The following is a 23,884-nucleotide window of genomic DNA, read 5'->3' as shown; positions in this document are numbered from 1 at the left end:
TCACTTCCAGCAAACTCGCCCGCACATTCGCTTTTTCTTGGTTCTTGTTCAGTTTTCAAGGTGCTGCTGATGTTTGACAGCTTTTGTAGTTTACAACGTTTTCAACATTTTGTCAACTACTTTTTTGAAATTATTTTTTTCAAATTTTTCAGTGCCGCATCACAGCGTGTTATTATTATATTAAATCTGCCTGTTAAAAGCAAACATAAATTTGATACTATTTTCAGCAATTTACAGCTAAATTTTACATAAATTTTTCTTTTGCTTATTAATCCTCATTTTTATTTTTATTTCCTTCATTTTTCGCAAAGTTTTCGTGCAAATCTTCTTTAAAAACAGTTACAGCACGCCGTTCGGCCCTGCTGTGCAGCGTAAGGCAGTAAAAATCACGCCGGGCAGCAGGGTAATTATCCGCAATGCTTACTTCCCCGGCACGCTGCGCCTGCACGGCAATATGTTCCGATATCAGCGCGCAGCCCAAATTATTTTTAACCGCCTCTTTAACGGCAAAATTCGTATTAAAAATTACCGGTCTTCTGTTTATATTTATGTTGCTTTCGCGCACAAAACTTTCCCACTGCTCGCGAGAGGCCGAACCTTCCTCGCGTATAATCCAGCGCATATTGCCGTCGGCTTCATGCCCGGCAGCCGCAATAACAACCAGCCTGTCGCGGTAAAACGCCTCTGCGTTTATTCCGCTTTCCTGCACTTCGCCTTCAACCAGCCCCACATCAATCTCGCCGTTTAAAAGCAGGTTTACAATATGTTTTGTGTTCCCAATTATAATTTCCGGCTCCAGTTGGCTGTATTTTTTGGTAAACCTGCCAAGATACTCCGGCAAAAAGTATTCGCCAATCGTCTGGCTTGCGCCGATGCGCAGCACACCTTCAAGTTTTTCCTGCCAGCCGCCGATAGCCGCTTTTGCATATTCAATTTCCGCGCAAATGTTCCCGGCACTTTGCAAAAGAATTTTTCCGGCAGAAGTTAACGCCACGTTTTTATGTTTTGCAGTTCTTTCTATTAAAGATGCGCCAAAAAATTCTTCCAGCTTTTTTATCTGCACACTGGCAGTTGGCTGCGATATATTACGTTTTTGCGCCGCCCTGGTAAAATTACGGTATTCCGCAACGGCTAAAAGTGTTTCAAGTTCTTCTATCATCGTTAACCTCATTATAAAATTTAATTGATTTTATTATAATAATTCATTTTACTAATTATTGTAAATCATTTATACTTTGTTTGCAACCAGTTCACGGAACGTTTTAATATTTTACATCTTAATTAATGAAAGGAAGTTTAAACGCATGGATTTCATCAACAAAAATTTACGCGGAATTTTATTCTGCTTTGCGCTGGCAGTTCCTGCAACCTATCTTGGCAAACTTTTCCCGGTTGTTGGCGCACCCGTTTTTGCAATTTTATTCGGCCTTACAGCCGCTTTTTGGAAACGGCCCGCATTTTTTCAGCCCGGAATTCAGTTTACTGCCAAAAAAATACTGCAATATTCCATCATTCTTTTAGGCTTCGGCATGAATTTATTTGAAATTTTAGCAGTCGGCTCACAGTCTTTACTAATTATTGTTTCAACTATCGGAACGGCATTAATTACAGCTTACATTTTAAGCAGAATTATGAACATAGACCGCGATATTGCAACGCTTGTCGGCGTGGGTTCTTCCATTTGCGGCGGCAGCGCCATTGCAGCGGCAGCGCCGGTTATTAAAGCCTCCGATAAAGACATTGCCCAGTCGATTTCTGTAATTTTTCTGTTTAATGTTGTGGCAGCCTTCCTGTTCCCCGCACTTGGCGATATGCTTGGCTTTACCGATACAGGCTTTGGCATGTGGGCAGGAACGGCCATTAACGATACCAGCAGCGTAGTTGCCGCAGGGCAAACATGGGCCAGCGCGCACGGCAGCGATACAGCCCTAAACTACGCAACCATTGTTAAATTAACCAGAACGCTTGCAATTATACCTATCTGCCTCGGGCTCGCCTACATAACATCCAAAACCAAAAATACGGCAGCCGATGTTAAAATTACCTCCATCTTCCCCATGTTCATTCTTTACTTTGTAATAGCGGCAATTTTTAACACCCTTGCCGGTGAAAGCCTGCCGGTACTTGCCCAGCTTCCTGCGATAGGCAAATTTATGATTGCAATGGCAATGGCCGCCATAGGCCTTAACACCAACCTTGTAAGCATTGTAAAAAGCGGCGGCAAACCGATTTTGCTCGGCCTTGTATGCTGGATTTTCATTGCACTGGTAAGCATTGGCATGCAGCATATTTTAGGAATCTGGTAAAGTTCACAAATATTCCCCACAGCACCCGCAAATTTCACCAAAAATCTACTTTGCGCGGTGCTGTTTTACATTGCCGTTGTACCCTTTTAAATTAAAGTGTGGTATAATAATTGGGAATGTTTCAGCTGTTATTACAATATTTACAGAACCGAGGTTAATTTAATGGGAAACTTTTTTAAAACAGTAATCTGCGTACTTACAGCATTAATCGTGCTGGCAGGCGCTGCTTTCTGGGGCCTTGCCGGTTTGCTGCCTGCGGTAGATATTGAAGATTCGCTGCGCCCGGATGCTGCTTCGCAGTATTTTGACGATAAAGGCGAACTTATCTACACCACCGCATCCGAAGAACGCCGCATTCCCGTAAGTCTTGACAAAATGCCGAAGCACCTGCAGGAAGCCTTTATTTCTATTGAAGACGCCCGCTTTTACGAACACGGCGGCATTGATATCCGCGGCACCGCGCGCGCACTGGTAGTAACCCTTACCGGCGGCGACGTACAGGGCGGCAGCACCATTACCCAGCAGCTTGCCAAAAATGCTTTTTTAACAAACGAGCGTACCATTACCCGTAAAATTAAAGAAGCCTTTATTGCACGCCAGCTTGAAGAACGCTATACCAAAGACGAAATTTTAAACATGTACCTGAACCGCATTTATTTCGGCCAGGGCACTTACGGCGTAGAATGTGCCTCGCTTTACTACTTTGGCAAACATGTAGAAGACATTGACCTTGCCGAAGCAGCAACGCTGGCAGCCATTCCTAAAAGCCCTAACTACTTCAACCCGCTGGAAAACCCCAAAGCCAGCAAAGAACGCCAGGAACTTGTGCTTGACCAGATGGTAAAATACGGCTATATTACCCAGGCTCAGGCCGATGAAGCCAAAGCCGAAAAAATTGCCGTGCATGTAAGCGAAACGCAGGATAAAAAAGAATACCTCTCTTACTTTTTTGATTACTGCAACCAGTTTATTATTGATAAATTCGGTGCCGACGCGCTGTATAAAGGCGGGCTTAAAATTTACACCACCATTAACAGCGATATGCAGCAGGCAGCAGTTGACGCCTTGCAGTACCTGCCCAATTACTACACCGACGACAACAAACTTACCCAGCCGCAGGTAGCGCTCGTTTCGTTAGACCCTACCACCGGCTACATTAAAGCAATGATTGGCGGCCGCGCCGAAGACAAATTCAACCGCGCAATTATGGCAGTACGCCAGCCGGGTTCCAGCTTTAAGCCTTTTGTTTACCTTACCGCCATGGATAACGGCTTTACCCCAGCCAGCGTAGTTGAAGATAAGGAAACCGAATTTGCACAGGGCTGGACTCCTCAGAACTCCGACCTAAAATGGCACGGCAAAGTAAGCCTGCGCACCGCACTTACCCGCTCCATGAACGTACCTACCGTACTTGTAGCGCAGCAGGTTGGCGTGGATAAAATTCTGCAAACAGCCAAAAACCTTGGCATTACCACTTTGGTTGAAGACGGCGCATACAGCGACGCCAACCTTGCCATGGCACTCGGCGGCTTAAGCAAAGGCGTAATTCCTGTTGAAATGGCCGCAGCTTACGGCGCAATAGCCAACGGCGGCGTTTACGTTAAACCGATTGGCATTTTAAAAATTGAAGACCGCAACGGCAAAGTGATTTTTGAAAACAAAACCGAACGCCGCGAAGCAGTTGACCCGCGCGCAGCATATTTAACTGTTGACATGATGAAAGGCGTATTTGTAAACGGCACGGCAGCAGGCGCAGGCATTGGCCGCCCGGCAGCTGGCAAAACCGGTACAACCGACGACTTTAAAGACGCATGGTTTGTAGGCTTTACGCCTAACCTTTCCACCGCCGTGTGGATTGGTGACGATAACGGCCGCGCCCTTGAATATATGTACGGCTCCATGCAGCCGCTCAGCATTTGGCGCAGCTACATGGTTAACGCCGTTGCCAACCTTCCTGCGGTAGACTTTGTACGCCCCAGCGGCGTGGAAATTCCGCCCGAACCCAAAATTGAACAGGACAGCGACAAAGATAAGGACAAAGACAAAAAAGACAGCAAAGACGCTGATAAAGACAAAAACAAACCCGCAGCCAAAAAAGCTGCCGAAGAAGCAGCCGGAGGCTCTCAGCCTGCACCCCAGAAACCAAGCATGCGCGACCGTGTGCGTGAAATTCTGGAAGGCAACGCTGCCAACAACGCCAAACCGGTTGTAAGCAACAAGCCTACACCGGCCAACTAAAAAACAAATCCCATCCGCCGCGAACTTTACGTTCATAAAACGGATGGGATTTTTTATACCCTTTTTTATTTTTACAATGCCTCTTTAAAAATAGAACCGCCGATAAATTCCCTTAAAATAGAATTGGTCGGTATCGCCGCATCATCCATGCCGCGCACATGGCTTAAAAGTTCAAGCAGGCGCTGCGCGCGTGTGTAAACGGTTTCATCCGGCTGAATCAGCTTCAGCAGCGGCTCGGCATATTTTTTAAGCACGGCAAACTCGTACACCAGCGAAGTATTAAACATAATATCGGCGCTGTCCTGAAACGGAAATACATACTGTTCTTCCCCCCGCCGCACATCATCCCATAATTTCAGCGTCATCAACGCATCGTGCGAACGGAACTGCGAATCGCGCACAATGCGGCGCAAAAGGCGCATATCCGTTGTGTGGATGCGGTTGTAGGAATCAAGCTGCATGGGCGTTAAAGCGCTGATGTAAATTTTCATTTTATTGTTGGCAGGCACGGCTTCGGAAATACGCTCATTAAGCGCGTGGATGCCTTCAACAACCAAAACATCATTTTCGCCAAGCTGAATTTCACGCCCGCGGTATTCCCTCATGCCGCTGCGGAAATTATACTTAGGCATTTTAACGCACTCCCCTGCCAACAGGCGGCGCAAGTGGTCATTAAAAAGTTCCAAATCAACGGCGTCTACGCTTTCAAAATCGAAAGTACCGTCAGGCTTTCTCGGCGTATCGTGCCTGTCTTTAAAATAATCGTCCATAGAAACAGGTACAGGGCGCAAACCGTTAACCACCATTTGTATGCTTAAACGCTGGGCAAACGTGGTTTTGCCGGAAGAAGAAGGCCCTGCAATAAGCACCAGCCGCACATCTTTATTGCTGGCGGCAATTTTATCGGCAATACCTGCAATTTTCTTTTCGTGCAAAGCCTCTGCCACCTGAATAATGCCGTTGGCATAACCGCAGCTTATAATACGGTTCAGTTTGGCAACAGTGTTGCAGTTAATTTTTGCCGACCAATCCTGCAATTCGTGGAACATACCGTTTAAAGCATCGCTCGGCTCAAACTTATCAAGCCTGTCCATGCAGCATTTATCGGGGTAATTAATAATTATGCCGTTCTCATAATTTATCAGTTCAAACTGCTTTAAGTAACTGCAATCCGGCATCATGGCGCCAAAAAAATACTCCATATAATCACGCAGCTTATACACCGTAAGCGTCTGCGCGCCGGGCGTGTTGCCCAAAAGCTGCAAACGGTCGTCCTCACGGCGTTCCACCAGAATTTTTTCGGCTTCCGCCCTGCTGATAGTGCTGTAAACAATAGGCTCCTGCGCCGCAATAAGTTTACGCATAAACAAATCAATATCGCGCAAATCGTATTTGCTGAGCACAATGCCGTTGGTAATATCGCAATACAAAGCACTGCCTATCGAATTGCAAACCTCCAGCTGCACCTCGGGGCGAAGTGTTTTAATGGCATACAAAAACAAAAACAGCAGGCTGCGCACATAAACGCGGCGTCCTTCTTCCGTATCCCAGGTTATAAAATCAACAATGCCGTCGCTGTGCAAAGGCTTCTGCAAATCGGTGCCGACGCCGTTAAAAATGCCTTCCACCACCGGCTGGCTGTAAAAATCGTTCAGTTCACGGCTAACCTCCAAAAGCGTAATTCCTTCCGGATATTCTTTTATAATACCATTTGGCAAAGTAAGTTTCAGCATAGTTTTTCTCCTTTTATGCAGGCTATAATAATATTATACCGCATAAGCTGTTTTTTGCCAAAAAAGAAACCGCTACTTTTTGTTAACAATTACCGAAACCGAAGGCTGGCTCATATTAAACAAATTTGCCAAAAACAACTGCGAAACGCCTTTTTCGTAATATAAACGGCAGATTTCTTCGTTGCGTTCTTTGCGATTAACAAACGGATGAATTTCAATAACTTCACCACCGGTTTTATAACCGTAATCGCACAAAAGCACAATCTTTCTTATTTCACTTTTTATTATGAAATTCAGGGTACGTGAATTTATCTACCATTGTATTTACAATGTAAATCAATTATGATACAATTTTATAAAAGAGGTGATAATTATGCCACAGGCAACAGCTGTTATCAATACCAGAATTAAACCGGAAATAAAAAAAGAATTTGAACGTGTAACTTCCCAGTTAGGCTTAACATCTTCTGCCGCTATTAATTTATTTATTGCCGCAGTAATAAGGCGTCAGGGAATTCCCTTTGATTTAGTATTAAATGATGAACCAAATGCAGAAACTTATAAAGCTATGGATGATGCTGAAAACAGGCGTAATTTACACGGGCCGTTTAAATCTTTTGAAGAAATGATGGATGACATAAATGCTTAACCTTGAATATACCAATCAGTTTAAAAAAGATATTAAGAAAATAACAAAGCAAGGTTTAAACATTGAAAAGCTGCATAAAGTAATTGATATTTTACAAAAACAGGAAAAACTTCCGGCGCAATACCGTGACCATTTGTTAGTTAATTCACGGAATTACAAAAATATGCGTGAATGTCATATTGAAGCCGACTGGTTATTAATTTACAAAATTTATGATGATGCTATGGTTTTAGTTGCCGTTAGAACAGGCAGCCACAGCGAATTATTTTAATTTGATTTTATACAGCAAGAGGCACTGTACCGCAAAAGTACAGTGCCTTTTAGTTTGCTTATTCAATTTTAAGCGTTTTGCATCATTCTTTAATCATGATGTCGATGATAACTTCATTGGTTTTTTCCATGCCTTTTTTAGCCAGAGTGCCAACGTTGGCAAGGGTTTCTTCAACATCTTTGCCTACAATGCCGTCGCCGGGCTGGTAGTTATTGCCGGTTTTGCACATATTGTAGCCGATAATGCCTGCTTCAACGGAGTTGGCAATTTTGCCTGCGCAGGATGCTTTTGCACCGTCGCAAATCATGCCGCTGGTTACGCCTACGGCGTTGGTAATGGTGTGGCCGATTTCTTCAAGCGTTGCGCCATGCAGGTAAGCAATGCCTGCACCTGCGCCTGCGCCTGCGCTTACTGCGCCGCAGAATGCGGAAAGTACGCCGATAGGAGTTTTTTCGTGGATGGTTACGAGGTTTGCAAGTGCAAGAGCACGGTAAAGTTTTTCTTCGGATACTTTAAGTTCCTGTGCGTAAACAATAACAGGAATGGAAGTGGTCATGCCCTGGTTGCCGCTGCCGGAGCAGATTACAACCGGCATTTCGCAGCCGTTCATGCGGGCATCGCTGCCTGCTGCTGCCATAGCGCGTGCGCGGGTACGTACGTCCGGGTTTTCGCCGGCCATTTTTAAAAGCACGCTGCCGATATTGGCGCCGTAGTTGTTGCGCAGGCCTTCTTCTGCAATGGCCATGTTGCATTTAATCTGCGGGTCAAGAACGTGTTTCAAATCTTCAACGTCTACGGTGTTGGCAAAATCATAAATGTCGGCCAGGTTAAGCAGGGTTCTGTCGGTAAGGCCTTCGTTGGTTTCGCCGTTAACGGGAATGTATTTAAGTTTTTCACCGTCTTTTTCAATCAGTACAACGTTGGTATGGTCGTTGGCAATGCGCACTTTAACATAGTGTTCGCCTTGATACAGGGTAATGATAATGTCAAAGGTGCAGCCAAGTTCGATATGTTTGGTGGTAATTTCGGTATGCTGCAAAAACTCCTGCATTTTGGCAATCTGTTCGGGGGTAACATCGGCTAAAACTTCCAGTTCTTTATCCGGGTTACCGGCAATAATGCCTACTGCCGCAGCAACAGGAATGCCTTTCATATGGTTGGTGTTGGGGACGATTACCGATTTTACGTTTTTAATGATACTGCCGCTTGCTTCAACCAATACTTTGTCTGGCAGGCCGTCCATATATTTTGCCGCAACTGCCGCTGCATAGGCTAAAGAAATCGGCTCGGTACAGCCCATAGCAGGTTTAAGTTCTTCCTCCAGAATCTGAATATAAGCTTTGTACTTCATGTCTGTTTTGTTCACAATCCATCTCTCCCTTTCTTATATTTCAAGATTCCCCTCGCAAACTTCAATGCATTGTTTATTATTTGTGTACTGCGTCCTGTGCTGCTTTGATTTTAGCTGCCATACCGCCGATTTTTTTAAGCGGTACTGCACACAGTGCAATACGGATGCCTGCTTTAAGAGGCACTGCAAAGATGTTGTCATCGTGCAGTTTGTTGCATACTGCTTCCGGGTCGGTATCCGGAATGGAAAGGAAGAAGCCTGCAATATACGGAAGGCATTTCAATCCGCACTCGTTTGCTTCTTTCATAAATAAATCAGCACGGGCTTTAATCATCTGGTAATAGTCGTTGCGTTCTTTTTGTACGGCTGCCAGCAGTTCCGGGTCTTTGTAAACGGTTGCCAGTGTTTTCATGGCAGGGCGGTTAATGTTAGACCAGGTTGCGCGGCTGGTGTACTGGTTAATGCCTTTAAATTCGTCAATAACTTCTTTGGAAGAAGAAACGCCTATCATTGCGCCTGTGCGCTGGCCGTACATAGTAAAGCCTTTGGACATGCTGTATGCAACGATTGTTAAAATGTTGGCAGGCAGGTTGGAAATCTTTTTAAAGAATTTGCGTACTGCCTGGCGTTCGCCCGCATAGTCGATGTAGGCAATATCCAAAAGCAAAGTTACGGTTTTGCCGGTGCCTTCGGTAGCATTTTTAAGAATGTCAATTACGCCCTGCATATCTTCTTCGCTGAGGCTGTAACCGGTGGGGTTATGTGCCGGAGTGTTGATGATTAACAGCAGGCTTTTTTGTTTGCTTAAAATTTCTTCTACCTTTGCTTTTAAGGCAGGCAGGTTATATTTGTTGTTTTCGTCCAGCATGGTATAGGTGTCGAGCTTGCGGCCCATATCGTTGCAGAGCACGCTGTACGGGTCCCAGTACCAGTCGCTGGTAAGGGCGGTTTCGCCTTCATCCATGTAGTTCCAGATTGCATGGTGAATTACGCCGGTGCCGCCGGAGGTGGCAACTGCTGCCATGTAGCCTTCCGGGCGGGAATCGCCGAAAGCTGCGTTCAAAACTTCTTCCAGATAATCCGGCAGGCCGGAAATTGGTGCATAAGCAATGAGTTCATCGGTAGAAAGGCTGCGGAAAACTTTATTTACCGTGGGCAGGCATACAAGTTTTTCGTCCTCGTCCAAAATAGCGCCGATTGTGGCGTTGGTTACGTTTTCTGCGCCTATTTTTTTGGCTGCGGCAACGCACGCTGCGTTAGCGGCAAAAATAGTGTCTTCGGCGGATTTACCTTTTGCGTGGTTAGCTGCAATACTTGTCAGCATATTAATTACCTCCAGTTTTTATATCAATCAGTTTTCTGCTTCCTGCGGGAAGAAGCGGCTGTGGATTGCATTAACAGCCTCGGCCACTTTCTGTTCGGGCACAAGGCAGGAAATACTGATTTCTGATGTACTGATTACGCCGATATTAATGCCGGCTTCTGCCAGCGCACCGAACATACCGGCGGCAATGCCCGGGCTGCCAAGCATGCCCGCGCCTACAATGGATACTTTGGCTACGTTAACTTCAAGGTCTACTTTATCAAAAGGCATGGCGGCCTTAAGGTTTTCCAAAACGCCGAGAGCCTCTGCCATATCGGTTTTAGCTACTGTAAACAAAATGTCGTTTTTATCTTTTTGTACGCTTGCGCTCTGCACAATCATATCAACGTCGATATTGGCGTCTGCCAGCGCCGCAAAAATTCTGTAAGCTACGCCCGGTTCATCCGGCACGCCGCGTGCTGCCAGTTTTGCAACGTTGGTATCGTGCGCTACGCCGCGGATAACAAATTTTTTCTCCTGCACTGTATATTCCCCCCTGATAATAGTTCCCGGAACTTCATGAAATGTAGAACGTACATGGATTGCCACGCCGTTGTGTTCGCCGTATTCTACCGCACGCGGCTGCATTACGCCTGCGCCGAGGCGGGCAAGTTCCAGCATTTCGGCAAAGGTAATTTCGTCAAGCTTAATGGCGTTAGGCACAATGCGCGGGTCGGCAGTGTAAACGCCGTCCACGTCGGTATAAATATCGCAGATGCCTGCATTAAGCCCGGCTGCAATGGCAACGGCGGTTGTATCGCTGCCGCCGCGGCCCAGAGTTGTTATATCGCCGCTGCCGGTAATGCCCTGAAAACCTGCCACTATTACAACATTGCCTTCGTCAAGCGCTTTTTGTACGCGCTCGGCTTCTACATTAATAATGCTTGCTTTAGAATATTTGTCGTTGGTTTTTATTCCGGCCTGCGCGCCCGTAAAAGAAACCGCAGGCTGGCCTTTTGCCCAGAATGCCCCTGCCATTAAGGCAATGGTAACCTGTTCGCCGGTTGCCAGAAGCATATCGAGTTCGCGTCTGGGCATTTCCGGGTTAACACGCCCGGCCAAAGCCAGAAGGTCATCAGTGCTGTCGCCCATTGCCGATACAACTATTACAATTTTATCGCCGGGCTTTTTTTCTTTCAGCACCCTGTTTACAATACCATGAATTTTTTCCGGCGTCGCTACAGAGCTTCCGCCAAATTTTTTTACCAATATAGCCATCAGGTTCCCCCCATGAAAAAATACTGCTATATAAATATTGTACCATAATTGACATATTCTGTATACACTGTTAATTATGAAAGCACAGTTTTTTAAATGTTAATTAAACAGATATTAAAAATTAATAATGGTTGCGCCGCTGCCGCCTTCGTTAAGCGGTGCTTCCGCAAGCGATTTTACCGAAGCGTGGGTTGAAAGGTAGGCCGTAAGCCCTGCCTTTAAAGCGCCGGTTCCTTTGCCGTGAATAATGCGCAGGCTGGTAAGCCCTGCCAAAAGCGCGTCATCCATGGCCTTATCAACTGCCGGAATAGCTTCGTCCATAGTCATGCCGCGCACGTCAACTTCGGTGCGCGCGCCAATGCTTTTAGATACAAAGAACTGGTGCGCAAAGCCCTTGCGTTTTTTGCCGAAGTTTTCCCCGGCGGCATTGCTTTTGGCTTTGCCGCGCATGGCAATGCAGTCTTTGGCTTTAACGGTGGTTTTTAAAATGCCTATCTGCACGGTAACTTCGCTGCCGTTAACGGCAATTATGGTTCCGTCCTTGCCGAGCGATTTTAAAAATACCGTCTGCCCTGCTTTTGCGGTTTGCGGCGTTAAAAGCTCACCTTCCGGCACGGGCGTTTCGGCTGCAAAACTTTTCTGCAGTTTTTTGCGTGCCGCTTCTGCCGCTGCCTGCAACTGTTTGGCGTCAAAATCGGTTTTCATTTTGCGCAGCTCTTTTAAAACTGCTTCCGTTTCGCGGCGGCTGCTGCGGTAAAGTTCATCTGCCTGTTCGCGCGCTTTGCGCAGAATTTCGTTTTTGCGGTGTTCAAGCTCCTGCTTCTGGTGCTGAAGTTCCTGCTTAATGCGTTCGCTTTCGGCTTTTAAGCTGCGTATTTCGCGGTTTTGCGTTTCGTATTCGCGCCTTTCTCCTTCCAGTTCTTTCAGCACATCTTCCATGTGTACGTGTTCCTGCGTTAAAAAGCTGCCCGCGTTTTCAATAATATCATCATCCAAGCCAAGCCTGCGGCTGATGTTAAACGCATTACTGCTGCCCGGCACGCCCATTAACAGGCGGTAGGTAGGACGCAGCGAAACAGGGTCGAATTCCACACTGGCGTTTTCCATGCCCTGACGCCCGTAAGCAAAGGTTTTAAGCTCGCTGTAATGCGTGGTTACTATTGTAAGCACGCCGCGTTTGTGCAGGTGTTCCAGTATCGACATGGCAAGCGCCGCGCCTTCGTTAGGGTCGGTGCCTGCGCACAGTTCGTCTATCAGCACCAGTTCGCCTGTTTTTACCTGTTTTAAAATTTCCACCATATTCGTCATATGGCCGGAAAATGTACTTAAACTTTGTTCAATGCTCTGCTCGTCGCCAATATCGGCATAAACCGCGCCGATAACCGGCATTTTGGCACTTACTGCCGGTACAAACAAGCCTGCCTGCACCATCAGCATAAAAAGGCCCACTGTTTTTAAGGCAACAGTTTTGCCGCCGGTGTTAGGGCCGGTAATTAAAAGCGTGTTAAACCTGCCGCCGATTTCAATATCCAGCGGCACAACTTTTTGCGGGTCTAACAGCGGGTGCCTGCCTTTGGCAATTTCTATGCCGCCGCCAATGTTTACAACCGGGCGCACGGCTTTTTGCTGCTGGGCAAGGTAAGCGCGCGCAGCTATAAAATCAAGCTCTATAAGCTGTTCCATAGCCTGGGTAATGCGGGCCGCATCCGCACCTACCATGCCGGAAATGGAACGCAGGATACGCTCTATTTCTTCCTGTTCCTGCGCAAGATAACGCTTAATATCGTTATTCAGGTTAACAACCGCCATCGGTTCAATAAACAGGGTTGCACCGCTGCCCGACTGGTCGTGCACCACGCCGGGGAAATTATAGCGGTATTCCTGCTTAATGGGTATTACATAGCGGTCGCCGCGCATGGTAACAAGCGCGTCCTGAAAATACTTCTGGTTGTTGGGGTCATGCAGGATGCTGTCGAGTTTTTCGCGCACGCGGTTTTTGGCAACCTGCACGCCGGTACGCAGCCCTGCAAGTTTGGTGCTGGCGCTGTCTAAAATTTCGCCTTTTTCGCTTACTGTGCTTGCAATAAGGCGTTCAAGCTTGGGAAAGGCTTCCAAACCGGCAGCATATTCTGCCAGCTGCGGCGCGATTTCCGCTTCGTCTGCCAAAAACTGCTTAACCATGCGCAAGGCTTCGCAGGTTGTGCCTACCTGCATTAATTCTTCCGGCTCTAAAACGCTGCCTATGCGCGCACGTTTAACCTGTGGCAGAATGTTGTACGCCCCGCCAAACGGAAAACGCTTGCCGTCGTCCAAAAGGCGCAGTGCTTCTGCAGTTTCTTCCTGCAAACGCTTTACGGAGGCAAAATCGCTTTCAATGCGCATGTTCATAACGCGTTCGCGCCCAAGCGAAGTTGCCGTTTTGCCTGCCAGCATTTCTTTAACTTTATCAAATTCTAATGTTTGTATTGCAAACTTAGCCATAATTCTCCTTATAAAACGCCGCGGAAGTAATGCCCGCGCGTTGTATGGGGCAGGTTTTCCTCCTGCCTTATTTCACCGTTCATTACGCCTTTATATAACGCTGCCATTTGGGCGGTTTCTTCTTCGCTGTAATAGCGTGCGTCTATCAAAAGGCGCTCTACACCGGCTTCCTGCACGGCTTTAAGGTTAGCCAGCAGGGAAAGGTCATGCGCGTTTAAAACGTGCATGCGGCAGTTCTGGTCGGTTACAAGCGGAAAACTTGCGTCTTTGCGGTCGTTTAAAAATAACTGTTCGCGGCAGTTAAAGCTGCATTTGCCTTTGTCCAGCCCGCCGAGGAAGCTGCCTCCGGCGCAGTATTCCGAAACCATCATTTCTATGCGCCCCTGTACAAGGCATTCCAGCGGCATCGGGCTTACAGCGCACAAATGCTCAATTTGTTTTAAAGTAAGCTCTGCGCTTAAAACAGCGCCTTTGGCACCGGCTTCGTGCCAAAATTCAAGGCAGCTGCTGTTGTAAATGTTAAGCGCCATATCTGCCCACAGCGGCAGGGTGCAGTTTTCTTTGGCTATTTGCCACAGGCTGTTGTTGGCAATGTAAACAGCATCGGGGTTAAGCTGCTGCCATTTGGCAAACTGCCGTGCGTAAAATTCTTCCTGCCCCTGGCTGATTATACGCGGAGTGCCCGGCGCCCATTTTTTGCCGTATTGTGCGGCAAGTTCCGCAACTTTGGCGTAATCGGCATCCGTAACAATTTTAGTGCTGAACAAATCGCCGCCAAAAATAATATAATCGGCACCGGCGGATAAAGCTGCCTGGGCTTTGCCTACCGTATCAGTGCGCACGGTTAAAACTGCGTGCTTTTTGGGAATGTTCTTTTCCGGTTTTACAAGCTGCACATCAACTTTATGCTTTTCCGTGCGTTTTGGTGCAAAGGCTTCCAGCCTTGCTGCGTCCAGCGCTTCTGCCGCCATGCGGCGCGCTTCGTTAATTTCGCTCATGGGCACCATAACGCCGTCGTCAAGGTCAACGGTTAAATTATTAAGTACATATTCGGTTGTGCCCAAACGGTCTACCTGCTTGCGCACTGCGGCTTCATCAAGCGCGTGCTTGCGGGCAGTTTCCGTAATAAAATTGGTTTCACCAAAGCCGGTGCTGCCTTCATCATCCGTTAAAAGAACGGTTAAAGGCTGCCCCAATTTAGCGGTTACAACTGCATCTACCGGTATGCGGCGTTTGGCTTTTTCGCCGTAAAACTTACCGGCGTAAGCCATAAGCTCGGCATCAAAAGTGCGGAACACGCGGTCATTCATGCGTACGCCGTTTGGTATGTCTATAACTACCTGCGTACCGGGCAGAGCGCTTGTTACCTCCTGCCCGTTCTGCGTCATTTTGTTAACGGTTGTGCCAACGCGCCCGCCAACTTTTACCCAAAATTCAAGCCCGTCACCCAGCGAAAGTTTCTTTTCCAGCTTAATGGCGGCTTTGTTTTCGCCCTTAAACAGCTTTACCACGCGGCCTACCATAACGCCGCGGTTATTGGGCCTGCGGTCGCTCATCATGGTTCTGCCGGGGCGGCTTACCATATACGCGGTAGTAAAATCACGGTTAAAAATCTGTTCAATATTTTCAAAATCCTGCTGCGGCACGTTGTAATTGCCCGCAAGGTAACTGTCGATAGCGCGGCGGTAAGCGTCTACCACCACTGCCACATATTCCGGGCGTTTCATGCGCCCTTCTATTTTATAGCTGGTAACTCCGGCATCTATCAGCTGCGGCAAAATTTCCAGCGTGTTCAAATCTTTCGGGCTTAAAAGATACTGCCCGGCGTCAGTTCCTGCCAGCATGTCCCTGCCGTTTTTGTCGGTAAGCTTATATGGCAGGCGGCAGGGCTGCGCACAGCGCCCGCGGTTGCCGCTGCGTCCGCCGATAAGGCTGCTCATCAGGCACTGGCCGCTGTAGCATACGCATAACGCGCCGTGAATAAATACTTCTATTTCGGTATCGGTACTATTGCAAATGGTTTTAATGTCTTTAATGCTCAGTTCACGCGCCAGCACGGCACGTTCCATGCCGTTTTCCGCACACAGGCGCACACCGGCAAGGCTTGTTACCGTCATCTGCGTGCTGGCATGCAGCGGCAGCTGCGGCACAAGTTTGCGCGCCAGGTTAATAACGCCCATGTCCTGCACGATAATGCCGTCAACACCCACATTATTTAAAAACAGCAGGTAATCGGCAAGTTCCGGCATTTCGGCATCATCAACCAAAGTATTTACCGTTATATACAGCCTTACCCGGTGCATGTGCGCAAAATACACAGCCCGGGTCAGTTCTTCTCTGTCAAAATTGCTGGCATACTGGCGTGCGCCAAAGGCTTTGCCACCCATGTAAACGGCATCTGCCCCGGCGTTTACCGCCGCTTCCAGTGCCTCCCAGCTTCCGGCAGGCGCCAGCAGTTCGATTGTTTTATTATGTTTCATCACATTCACCATTATTCTTTAGCTGCCGCCAGAAGTTTTTCGTATTCTTTGCGCAGTTTATAAAGTTCACCGGCAAAATCAAGCGCTGCCCAAACGGCTACGCGCCCGGTTTTTACCACGTGAGTTTTTTCCGCAAACTGCTGCATTTTTTTATCCACCATTTCCGCAATGGCTTCGGTTTCTTTTTTAGGCAGCTCCGTTGTTAAGTTATACTGTTCGTTAAAAATGGTTACAGTAATGGTTTTTTTCTCCATTTAAACCTCCGTTACTGTGCGGCAATATCAAAGCTGAATTGCTGTACGCCCATCATTTCCCAACCGCGTTTGTATTCCATTGTTACTTTATAGTTTCCGGGGTTCTGCACGGCCAGGAAAATTATTTCGCTGCCCATCACGCCGGTCTGCCCGTCCATGTTCATAGGCATCATATAAGAACGGCCAATTTCAAAAACGGAAGCAGCATCGGAAGGATGCACCTGCCAGCTGTAACCGGTGCTGCGATTGGCGTCGAGCTTAATTGCCAGAATAGCGCCCGGTTTTACAGGCACCAGCCTGTCCTCAACTGCACGGGTCATAAATGAAACCGGCAAAATTCTTACGGCTTCGGCTGCGCGGATTGCTGGCAGCAAATTTTTATACGGCATAACACGCGTATAGGCTGCGCCGTCAGCATCGCGGAAATGCACGCCGTCCTCATATAAAAGCGCGTCATTATAAGGGCCGGTAATGTTGGTAAAGGTTTCGCCGCCGCGGAAAATTTCCGTCAGCGCCATTTCCCTGCCGGTGGTTAAATCGATATTAACGCCTTTGTAAACTGTATTTGCTCCGTTTTCCGCTTTCAGCAAAATGCCGACAACCGTAGGCCTGTTTAAAGTTACGGTGTAGGAAAGACGGCAGCTGCCAAGCTGTTTGGCCAGATTGTCGGCAGCATTGTTAAGCACGCGGTTGGCGCTTTTTTGCAGGCTGATATTATCAATTCCGTCGGTTTCCGGTATTACGCCCGATACGCTGCCGGTTACCACGCGGCTGTAAACGGTTGCAGTCTGCTGGGCAAAACATACGGATGCCATCATCATTAAGGCTAAAAACAGTCCGGTAATCTTCATCTTTCCACACCCTCCATATTACATATTTTTAATAAATTCTACGGCTTTTTCCATGCGCTCCAAAGTTTTTTCGCGGCCCAAAAGCACCATTACGTCAAACAGGCCGGGGCTTACGGTGCGCCCGGTAAGCGCAAGGCGCGTGGGGTGAATTGCCTTGCCAAGGGAAAGGCCGTGTTCTTCCGCAATTTTATTGTACAGTGCTTCGGTAGTTTCAAGGTTAAATTCCGGCAGCGCTTTAATGCCTTCAATGCAGGCTTCCAAAAGTTCTGCGGCTTCCGGTTTAAAATGTTTGGCTACGCCTTTTTCGTCGTAGCTTTCCACATCTTTAAAGAAATATTCGGCAGCGTCAACAACTTCCTGCAAGGTTTTTACGCGCACACGCACAACATCAACCAGTTTTGCAAAATATTCTTTGTTGTTGTCAAGCCATTCCTGCGTTACAAGGCCGGATTTTACAAAAAACGGCTCTGCTTCGGGCAGAATTTCTTCCAGCGGCAGGCTGGAAAGATACTGGCCGTTCATCCAGGTTAATTTTTTAACGTCGTAAACAGCGGCTTTTTTGCTCATCTGCTCCAGTTCAAACAGTTTAACGGTTTCTTCAAGGCTGAAAATTTCGCGTTCATCGCCGGGGCCCCAGCCAAGCAGGGTAAGATAGTTAACAATGGCTTTGTTTAAATATCCCTGGCTGCGGAATTCTTCAACGCTTGTTGCGCCGTGGCGTTTGCTGAGTTTGCTGCGGTCCGGCGCAAGTATCATCGGCATATGGCCGAATTCAGGAGGCTCAAAGCCGCAGGCTTCGTACATCAGAATCTGCTTCGGCGTGTTGGAAAGGTGCTCTTCCGCACGCAGAACGTGGCTGATGCGCATCATATGGTCATCAACAACAACGGCAAAGTTGTAGGTAGGCATGCCGTTGCTTTTTACAATTACAAAATCGTCAAACTGGGTTAAATCAAAAGTAACGTCGCCGTGAATAAGGTCATGTACGGTTAAAGTACCTTCTGTCGGAATTTTAAGGCGAACGGAATAAGGTTCACCGGCAGCAACGCGGCGTTTGGCTTCTTCCACGGGAATATCGCGGCAGGTGCGCGCATAGCGGAACGGCTGTTTTAAAGCGCGCTGTTTTTCGCGCTGTGCTTCAAGGTCTGCCGGGGTGCAGAAGCAATAGTATGCCTTGCCTTCGTCCAAAAGGCGCTGGGCAACCTCCTTATACAGCGGCAGGCGCTCGCTCTGGAAGTACGGACCGGCCTCGCCGCCAACCTCCGGGCCTTCATCCCAGTTTAAGCCGAGCCATTTAAGGCTGGTTAAAATCTGGCTTACGCTGTCTTCCTTCAAGCGTTCGGTATCGGTATCTTCAATGCGCAGTACCAGCTTACCGCCGTTTTTGCGGGCAAACAGCCAGTTAAAAAGGGCCGTTCTTGCTCCGCCGATATGTAAATAGCCAGTAGGGCTGGGTGCAAAACGCACGCGAATTTCGTTCATTTCATCGTCTCCTCAATCAAAAATAAAACTCTATAACATTATAATTATACAACTTATCGCTGTATAAAGCAATTTATACAGCTTACAAAGGTTAAAACAAACAATTAAAGCCGGTACGGAATCCGGCTTTAATTTACACAGATTACTTAACAACAACCGGCACAAACAAAGCTTCAATGCCGGTAATATCATACGGGCTGAAACGCACAAACAGTTTGGAAGGCTTACCGTTAATTACAAAGCACGAATAGGTAAACCTGCCCTCCCACCTGCCGGCGTCCGTTTCCACGCTTACAAGGTCAGAATCTATAAACTCCTGGTAAATATCGGCGCAATCATCGGCTTCTTCAGCCTCATAGCTGAAGGTTCCGTCCGGCTCGATAATGGAAATATTGCAGCCTTCGCGCCCGAAGATAGGCTTTTTAAGGAATTTGCGCCCGGCAAAATCCTTAGCGTCCATTGAAGTTTCCGCAATATTCGTGCGCACAATCTGCTTTGCGGCATCGTCAAAATAACCGGTGCTTCCGGCAAGATAATGCGCTATCGCCATCATGGCCTTGTTCTGCATTAAAATGGCCTTAACCGGGTTTACCAGAATAACTTTGTGCATATTCGCCAAATCCATCAGCTTTAAGCCGACAGGATAACCGTCGTCTGATTCGTCGTCCATTAAAAGTTCCAGCGGATGCAGGCGGTACAAAACATCAATTTTATATTCGCCGCTGCCGTCGTTATGGTAAACGCCGTCGTCCTTTACAACCAAATCAATCAGCCTTGCCGCACGCACATTAACAAATTCGTACTCGTCAAAATGCGCTTTAATGTAATCTTCCAGAGCATTTTTCAGATACATCATATTGGCCCAGTCTTCGGCGTAAGCATCGTTTGCCGCCAGCGTAATATTTACGCCGCTGAAGTTTATTTTGCCTTTCAGCGTTGTTTTTAAAAGCTCTGTAAAAGGCGCGATAAGTTCAGCGTCAAACCCATCATCTTCGCTGCCGGCAAAATATTTCTGCGCCACGGCATTGCCGTAAAACGTTTCCGGCATGGCGCAGGGCGTATCGGCGTTAATTTCCACAACCTTATAAATGCCGTTTTTGTCCTTTACAAAATCAAGGCGCGCTATGTTTGTTACATATTTGCTGTCGTCGTCCAAAATAAACGGCGTCAGCTTCGGCGTCATGTTAATAATGTCTATCGGCATTACATTGCCTTTGCTGCGCACGTCTTCGGCAAGCTTTGCCATTACGGCGCACACCTCGCGCGCAATGTACTGTATTTTTTCTTTTTCGCTTTTGCTTAGATAAAGCGGGCTTAAAACCGGATACCTTGTTTCGTAATCCGGCGCATCAATGTAAGGAATTATTTTTTCGTCCAAAAGGTCAATCCAGGATGATTTTTTAAGCATGGCCTGCCTCCTTACGATACCGCACTGCTGCGTGCCGCGCCGCTGCTGATGCCTGTTTTGCCGGTTGAAGGGCTTGTTACCTTACTGGTTGTGGTGCCGCTTTTGGTTCCCTCTGCCCCGCTCACTTTGGAATTGCCTGCGGTATTGGCATCGGTACCGGCAGTATTGCCGGGTACAGGCGTGCCCTGCCTTACGTTAGTGGTAGTGCCGCCAAACATTGGCCAGTGCCAGAACATCCACCACGGATAAACTATTGAAGTATTGGCAGAACCGTTTTCTTCCTGTTCTTCGTTTTCATTGCTGCCGCACCCTGCGGTGGAAGCAAGCATTGAAAGCACTATTGCGCCTGCTATAATTTTATTGCGTTTTTCTTTAGTAAGCATTTCTTATCACCTATTTACGTTTCTGCCTTCTGTTGCTGCCGGTTTTCGGCGCTTTGCGCTTATCGGCAACGGCGCTCCTGCCTCTTTTCGGCGCAGCCGGCTTTTTCTTTTTCGGCGCAGCGGTCTGCTCGCGGCGGGCTATAACTTTGCCTTCTAAATTCTGTTTTTCCATGCGCACATTCAGTTTGCTTTCTATGTTACGCAGCCATTTAACTTCGTCTGCCGTGTACAAAGTTATGGCAACGCCATCGTTGCCTGCCCTGCCGGTACGGCCAATGCGGTGCACATACCAGTCAACATCATGCGGAATATCATAGTTAATTACATGCGTTACGCCTTCAATATCCAGCCCGCGGGCTGCAATATCGCTGGCAACAAGTATTTGCAGCTTCGCGTCGCGGAACTTTTTCATAACCGTTTTGCGTTTGGCCTGCGAAAGTTCACCGGTTAAAACATCAACATTGTAACCCATACCGCCGAGCACGTCACCCAAAGCGTTGGCGCGTTCCTTGCTCATGCAGAAAATTATCATAAGATACGGGTTTAAACGGTCTATTAACGAAGCCACCGCACGGTCGCGGTATTCATCCGTTGTTTTAATGCAGATTTGCTTAATTGTATCAACGGTTGCTTCATTGGGGTTAATATCAATAAGCACCGGGTTGGTGGTAATGCGGCGGCCAAGCTTCTGCACTTCTTCCGACAGAGTTGCACTGCAAAGCATTACCTGGCGGCCGGAAGCCGTCATGCCCAAAAGCTCTGCCGCATCGTCAACAAAGCCCTGTTTAAGCATTTCGTCAACTTCGTCCAGCACAAAGTAACCAACACCGCCAAGGCTTACATTGCCCTTGCGGATATGGTCCAAAAGCCTGCCCGGCGTGCCGATAAGCACATGGCAGGTATTTTCGAGTTTATGTTTTTGCAGTTCAAAATCGCGCCCGCCGGTAACGGCAAGCACTTTAACCGCACTTTCTTTGCCTGTTAAACGCTTAAACTCCGCGGCAATCTGCTGGGCAAGTTCGCGCGTCGGCGTTACAATCAGCGCCTGCGCATAATTTTTGGTAACGTCAATACGCTGTGCAAGCGGCACCAGAAAAGCAAGCGTTTTGCCGGTGCCCGTCTGCGCACGGGCAATAACATCACGCCCCGCGTAAAGGGCAGGTATTGCCTGCGCCTGTACCGGCATCGGTTTGGTAATGCCCATATTTTTCAAGGCTTCTATAATTTGCTCCGGCACTTTCATATCTTTAAAACTTGGTAACATATAATCCCTCTTTTCTGTCAAAATTCTATTTAAAAAGCGTCCCAAAAGGGGCGCCCGGCTTCTACCTGCTTATTATATCATACTCCGGCAATATTTTTTGCGAAAAAATTTTAACATTATATTTGAATATCCGCAGCGAAAATGTTATTCTAATAGTAGAAAAACTTTAACTGATAATAGTGAGGTGGCAGTTATGCAGAATAAACGTACCTGGCTTTACCTGATATTAATGCTGATACTTTTTACACTGATTTGCGCCCAGCAGCAGCAAATTAATGACCTGCGCGACGATTTAAACATTTTGCAGGAACAAACCGTACAAATAGAAAAGCAGCTTAACGAGCACATTACCCCGCCGCTTCCGGCAGAAACCGCTGACGGCGCAGTGATTGTGGAAAGAAATATTAACAAATAAAATATTTACAAAAAACAGAGAGCAAAAATTTGCTCTCTGTTTTTTCTCTTTTATGCATTTATAAATGATAAAAATCAGGCGAAAAATTTATACTGATGCGGCTCTGCAAAAAGCTGCGGCTCCTCCGATTCCGGTCAGGCTGCGCAGCTGACCTCTCGCACACAAATATTTTAATTTTAGCCGCCGCAGTTTTTGCTATCACCTTACAGCATAAACCATTCGCCCACGTAACAATATTTTTATCCCCATGTGCAATTTTTCAAAAGTTCAGCAATTTTGCTTGTTTCGGGTAATTCTTCAATTTTACTGCCTTCCGGCATAATTTTATTTATTTCATCTACCAGGTCAAACATTCTGCTGCCCATAGGTGCACGCGGCGTAATCTTTTTAAAATCAGTATCATAAAATTTATCAACAACAAAAAATATCATATCTTCTTCATTAAAAGGATAAGGAGATTTTTTTATAGATTTTTTTATTCTACTTTCTATTGTTTCATCAAATAAACCTGTTACTGTTTTAAAATTAGTTATATTATCTTTATTAACTACATGTGCCTCAAATATACCTGTAATTTTCCCAATAGCCTTAACTGCTTTATCTTTATATAATCCAATATATTTATGGGCTGAATATCCACGTTCTTGGCCATGATAATAAACCCCACATTCTTGGTTTTGATCAAAAGTTCCTCCAGATAACACTACGCGCATACGTTTCCAATCATCTGGAATCAAATCACTATCATAACAATACCGTTCATAATCAGCAATTATATTCTGCATATCAATATCGCGGTCATCAACCACTTCTTTTACAGCTTCTATTAATTTTTTAAATGTTAGATTAATATGTATTACATTTTTATTTTTACATTCACTATCAATTTTCTGCTTTAAATTGCTTTCCATTTCCCTTGGGTCAAGAGTCATTAAAAATTTATAATTATAACCTTCAAGGCTTGCTAAATGATGCAATAATTGTTTTTCAGCAAAGTTATTATGCAATTTTGTTTCAACGGCAATTTTAAAACTTTCCTGCATAATTGCAGCATCAGGTACACTACTCTTATTTTTTTCTTGCAAAACTACTTTTAATTCAACATCAATGTCAATATCTTCTACAAGGTTATTTAAAAAAGAAAAGAAAGATTTAGGCGAATTTAAATACAAGCGCGATAACAACAGCATTGCATTTGCAGTATCAACATTTTCTTTTGAATGATAACGCTGAAAATAATGTGTTTCCATTATTCTCCACCCCTTAATTGTATTTATATAATAATTCTATGATTTCCATTAAATCTTGTCAAACAATTAAAATTTGCTTTATAAAAAAATCAAGTATATAATAGTTTAAATTCAACTATCAGTTAAGGAGGCTGACATTATGATAAAAGAAATAATATGTGTAGACATAGGTAAAACCATTTATGTGGTCAGCACTGATAAAGACGAATATTATTATATTAGTACCAAGCAAAGAAAAATTGTTAAAGGCTGCCTTGCTGAACTTACAAAAGTTGGTTACTGGTTAGAAAACGAAGATCATTCTGATTATTTGCTTAAATTGTTAGAAGATATTTTAAAATATCCTGATATTGTTATTGATAACCGCAAAGCCGGTACTTTACAGGGTTACGTTATAAGAAATCAATATGACCTTTCACCGGAAGAAGCAAAAGAACTTGCCAGCAAGTTAAACGAAGATTTTAAATAACCCTGCCATAAACAAATC

Annotated in this window: 22 protein-coding genes; 7 read left to right on the top strand and 15 right to left on the bottom strand. The window is 46.3% G+C overall.

Features of this window, described 5'->3' with window-relative positions; genetic code table 11:
• The coding region (locus M3079_RS07525; protein WP_249078421.1) for a hypothetical protein at nucleotides 1-252 on the top strand (252 nt) is incomplete at its 5' end.
• Nucleotides 253-268: 16 nt separating this feature from the next.
• Here M3079_RS07525 and M3079_RS07520 read toward each other — a convergent pair.
• Complete coding sequence (locus M3079_RS07520; RefSeq protein WP_249078419.1) at nucleotides 269-1,159, bottom strand: LysR substrate-binding domain-containing protein; 891 nt, start codon at nucleotides 1,157-1,159, stop codon at nucleotides 269-271.
• A 145-nt stretch (nucleotides 1,160-1,304) separates the two neighbouring features.
• Here M3079_RS07520 and M3079_RS07515 point away from each other — a divergent pair, with 145 nt between their 5' ends.
• Together M3079_RS07515 and M3079_RS07510 are read left to right on the top strand one after the other, a co-directional pair.
• Entirely contained in the window at nucleotides 1,305-2,306 is a 1,002-nt protein-coding gene (locus M3079_RS07515) for a YeiH family protein (protein WP_249078416.1), read from the top strand.
• 162 nt (nucleotides 2,307-2,468) lie between these two features.
• Entirely contained in the window at nucleotides 2,469-4,544 is a 2,076-nt protein-coding gene (locus M3079_RS07510; RefSeq protein WP_249078414.1) for a penicillin-binding protein 1A, read from the top strand.
• A 71-nt stretch (nucleotides 4,545-4,615) separates the two neighbouring features.
• On the opposite strand, the gene M3079_RS07505 is transcribed toward M3079_RS07510, so the two are convergent.
• On the bottom strand, nucleotides 4,616-6,277 hold the full coding sequence (locus tag M3079_RS07505; protein WP_249078412.1) for a nucleoside kinase: 1,662 nt from the start codon (nucleotides 6,275-6,277) through the stop codon (nucleotides 4,616-4,618).
• A gap of 72 nt (nucleotides 6,278-6,349) precedes the next feature.
• The gene (locus M3079_RS07500) at nucleotides 6,350-6,538 is read right to left on the bottom strand and encodes a hypothetical protein (protein ID WP_249078409.1); all 189 of its coding nucleotides are present in this window, start codon (nucleotides 6,536-6,538) and stop codon (nucleotides 6,350-6,352) included.
• A 112-nt stretch (nucleotides 6,539-6,650) separates the two neighbouring features.
• Between M3079_RS07500 and M3079_RS07495 the strand changes: the two genes are divergently transcribed.
• Nucleotides 6,651-6,926 (top strand): type II toxin-antitoxin system RelB/DinJ family antitoxin, encoded by a 276-nt coding sequence (locus M3079_RS07495; protein ID WP_021716231.1) that lies wholly within the window; start codon nucleotides 6,651-6,653, stop codon nucleotides 6,924-6,926.
• On the top strand, nucleotides 6,919-7,197 hold the full coding sequence (locus M3079_RS07490) for a type II toxin-antitoxin system YafQ family toxin (RefSeq protein WP_249078407.1): 279 nt from the start codon (nucleotides 6,919-6,921) through the stop codon (nucleotides 7,195-7,197). Before M3079_RS07495 ends, M3079_RS07490 begins: the two co-directional genes overlap by 8 nt.
• Before the next feature lie 82 nt (nucleotides 7,198-7,279).
• On the opposite strand, the gene M3079_RS07485 is transcribed toward M3079_RS07490, so the two are convergent.
• The 11 genes from M3079_RS07485 to M3079_RS07435 form a co-directional block, all read right to left on the bottom strand.
• Nucleotides 7,280-8,563 carry an L-serine ammonia-lyase, iron-sulfur-dependent, subunit alpha gene (locus M3079_RS07485; RefSeq protein WP_249078405.1) on the bottom strand — a complete coding sequence of 428 codons (1,284 nt, stop codon included), beginning with the start codon at nucleotides 8,561-8,563 and terminating at the stop codon, nucleotides 7,280-7,282.
• Nucleotides 8,564-8,624: 61 nt separating this feature from the next.
• On the bottom strand, nucleotides 8,625-9,872 hold the full coding sequence (locus M3079_RS07480) for an aminotransferase class I/II-fold pyridoxal phosphate-dependent enzyme (protein ID WP_249078403.1): 1,248 nt from the start codon (nucleotides 9,870-9,872) through the stop codon (nucleotides 8,625-8,627).
• Between the two features lie 27 nt (nucleotides 9,873-9,899).
• Nucleotides 9,900-11,129 (bottom strand): aspartate kinase, encoded by a 1,230-nt coding sequence (locus M3079_RS07475; protein WP_249078401.1) that lies wholly within the window; start codon nucleotides 11,127-11,129, stop codon nucleotides 9,900-9,902.
• Nucleotides 11,130-11,243: 114 nt separating this feature from the next.
• On the bottom strand, nucleotides 11,244-13,610 hold the full coding sequence (locus tag M3079_RS07470) for an endonuclease MutS2 (protein ID WP_249078399.1): 2,367 nt from the start codon (nucleotides 13,608-13,610) through the stop codon (nucleotides 11,244-11,246).
• An 8-nt stretch (nucleotides 13,611-13,618) separates the two neighbouring features.
• Nucleotides 13,619-16,102 (bottom strand): U32 family peptidase, encoded by a 2,484-nt coding sequence (locus M3079_RS07465; RefSeq protein ID WP_249078397.1) that lies wholly within the window; start codon nucleotides 16,100-16,102, stop codon nucleotides 13,619-13,621.
• Nucleotides 16,102-16,344 carry a cell division protein ZapA gene (locus M3079_RS07460; protein WP_021716238.1) on the bottom strand — a complete coding sequence of 81 codons (243 nt, stop codon included), beginning with the start codon at nucleotides 16,342-16,344 and terminating at the stop codon, nucleotides 16,102-16,104. The genes M3079_RS07465 and M3079_RS07460 overlap by 1 nt, the downstream gene beginning before the upstream one ends.
• An 11-nt stretch (nucleotides 16,345-16,355) precedes the next feature.
• Nucleotides 16,356-17,195 carry a protease inhibitor I42 family protein gene (locus tag M3079_RS07455; RefSeq protein ID WP_021716239.1) on the bottom strand — a complete coding sequence of 280 codons (840 nt, stop codon included), beginning with the start codon at nucleotides 17,193-17,195 and terminating at the stop codon, nucleotides 16,356-16,358.
• 18 nt (nucleotides 17,196-17,213) lie between these two features.
• Nucleotides 17,214-18,677, bottom strand: a complete 1,464-nt coding sequence (gene gltX / locus M3079_RS07450) for a glutamate--tRNA ligase (RefSeq protein ID WP_249078396.1) — start codon at nucleotides 18,675-18,677, stop codon at nucleotides 17,214-17,216.
• 142 nt (nucleotides 18,678-18,819) lie between these two features.
• Complete coding sequence (locus M3079_RS07445) at nucleotides 18,820-20,085, bottom strand: glutathionylspermidine synthase family protein (RefSeq protein WP_249078394.1); 1,266 nt, start codon at nucleotides 20,083-20,085, stop codon at nucleotides 18,820-18,822.
• 11 nt (nucleotides 20,086-20,096) lie between these two features.
• Nucleotides 20,097-20,468 carry a hypothetical protein gene (locus M3079_RS07440; RefSeq protein ID WP_249078392.1) on the bottom strand — a complete coding sequence of 124 codons (372 nt, stop codon included), beginning with the start codon at nucleotides 20,466-20,468 and terminating at the stop codon, nucleotides 20,097-20,099.
• A gap of 10 nt (nucleotides 20,469-20,478) precedes the next feature.
• Complete coding sequence (locus tag M3079_RS07435) at nucleotides 20,479-21,732, bottom strand: DEAD/DEAH box helicase (RefSeq protein WP_249078391.1); 1,254 nt, start codon at nucleotides 21,730-21,732, stop codon at nucleotides 20,479-20,481.
• Nucleotides 21,733-21,925: 193 nt separating this feature from the next.
• On the opposite strand from M3079_RS07435, the gene M3079_RS07430 reads away from it, so the two are divergent.
• Nucleotides 21,926-22,147 carry a hypothetical protein gene (locus M3079_RS07430; protein ID WP_249078389.1) on the top strand — a complete coding sequence of 74 codons (222 nt, stop codon included), beginning with the start codon at nucleotides 21,926-21,928 and terminating at the stop codon, nucleotides 22,145-22,147.
• Nucleotides 22,148-22,386: 239 nt separating this feature from the next.
• On the opposite strand, the gene M3079_RS07425 is transcribed toward M3079_RS07430, so the two are convergent.
• Nucleotides 22,387-23,397 carry a hypothetical protein gene (locus tag M3079_RS07425; protein WP_249078387.1) on the bottom strand — a complete coding sequence of 337 codons (1,011 nt, stop codon included), beginning with the start codon at nucleotides 23,395-23,397 and terminating at the stop codon, nucleotides 22,387-22,389.
• 139 nt (nucleotides 23,398-23,536) lie between these two features.
• Between M3079_RS07425 and M3079_RS07420 the strand changes: the two genes are divergently transcribed.
• Nucleotides 23,537-23,866, top strand: coding sequence for a hypothetical protein (locus tag M3079_RS07420; protein ID WP_249078385.1), 330 nt, complete (start codon nucleotides 23,537-23,539; stop codon nucleotides 23,864-23,866).
• Nucleotides 23,867-23,884 lie beyond the last annotated feature (18 nt).

It is taken from the genome of Phascolarctobacterium sp. ET69 (assembly GCF_023336935.1).
Lineage (GTDB): Bacteria > Bacillota > Negativicutes > Acidaminococcales > Acidaminococcaceae > Fusicatenibacter_A > Fusicatenibacter_A intestinipullorum.
Note: the sequence above shows the minus strand (reverse complement) of the source record. Positions and strands in the feature narration are given on the sequence as shown.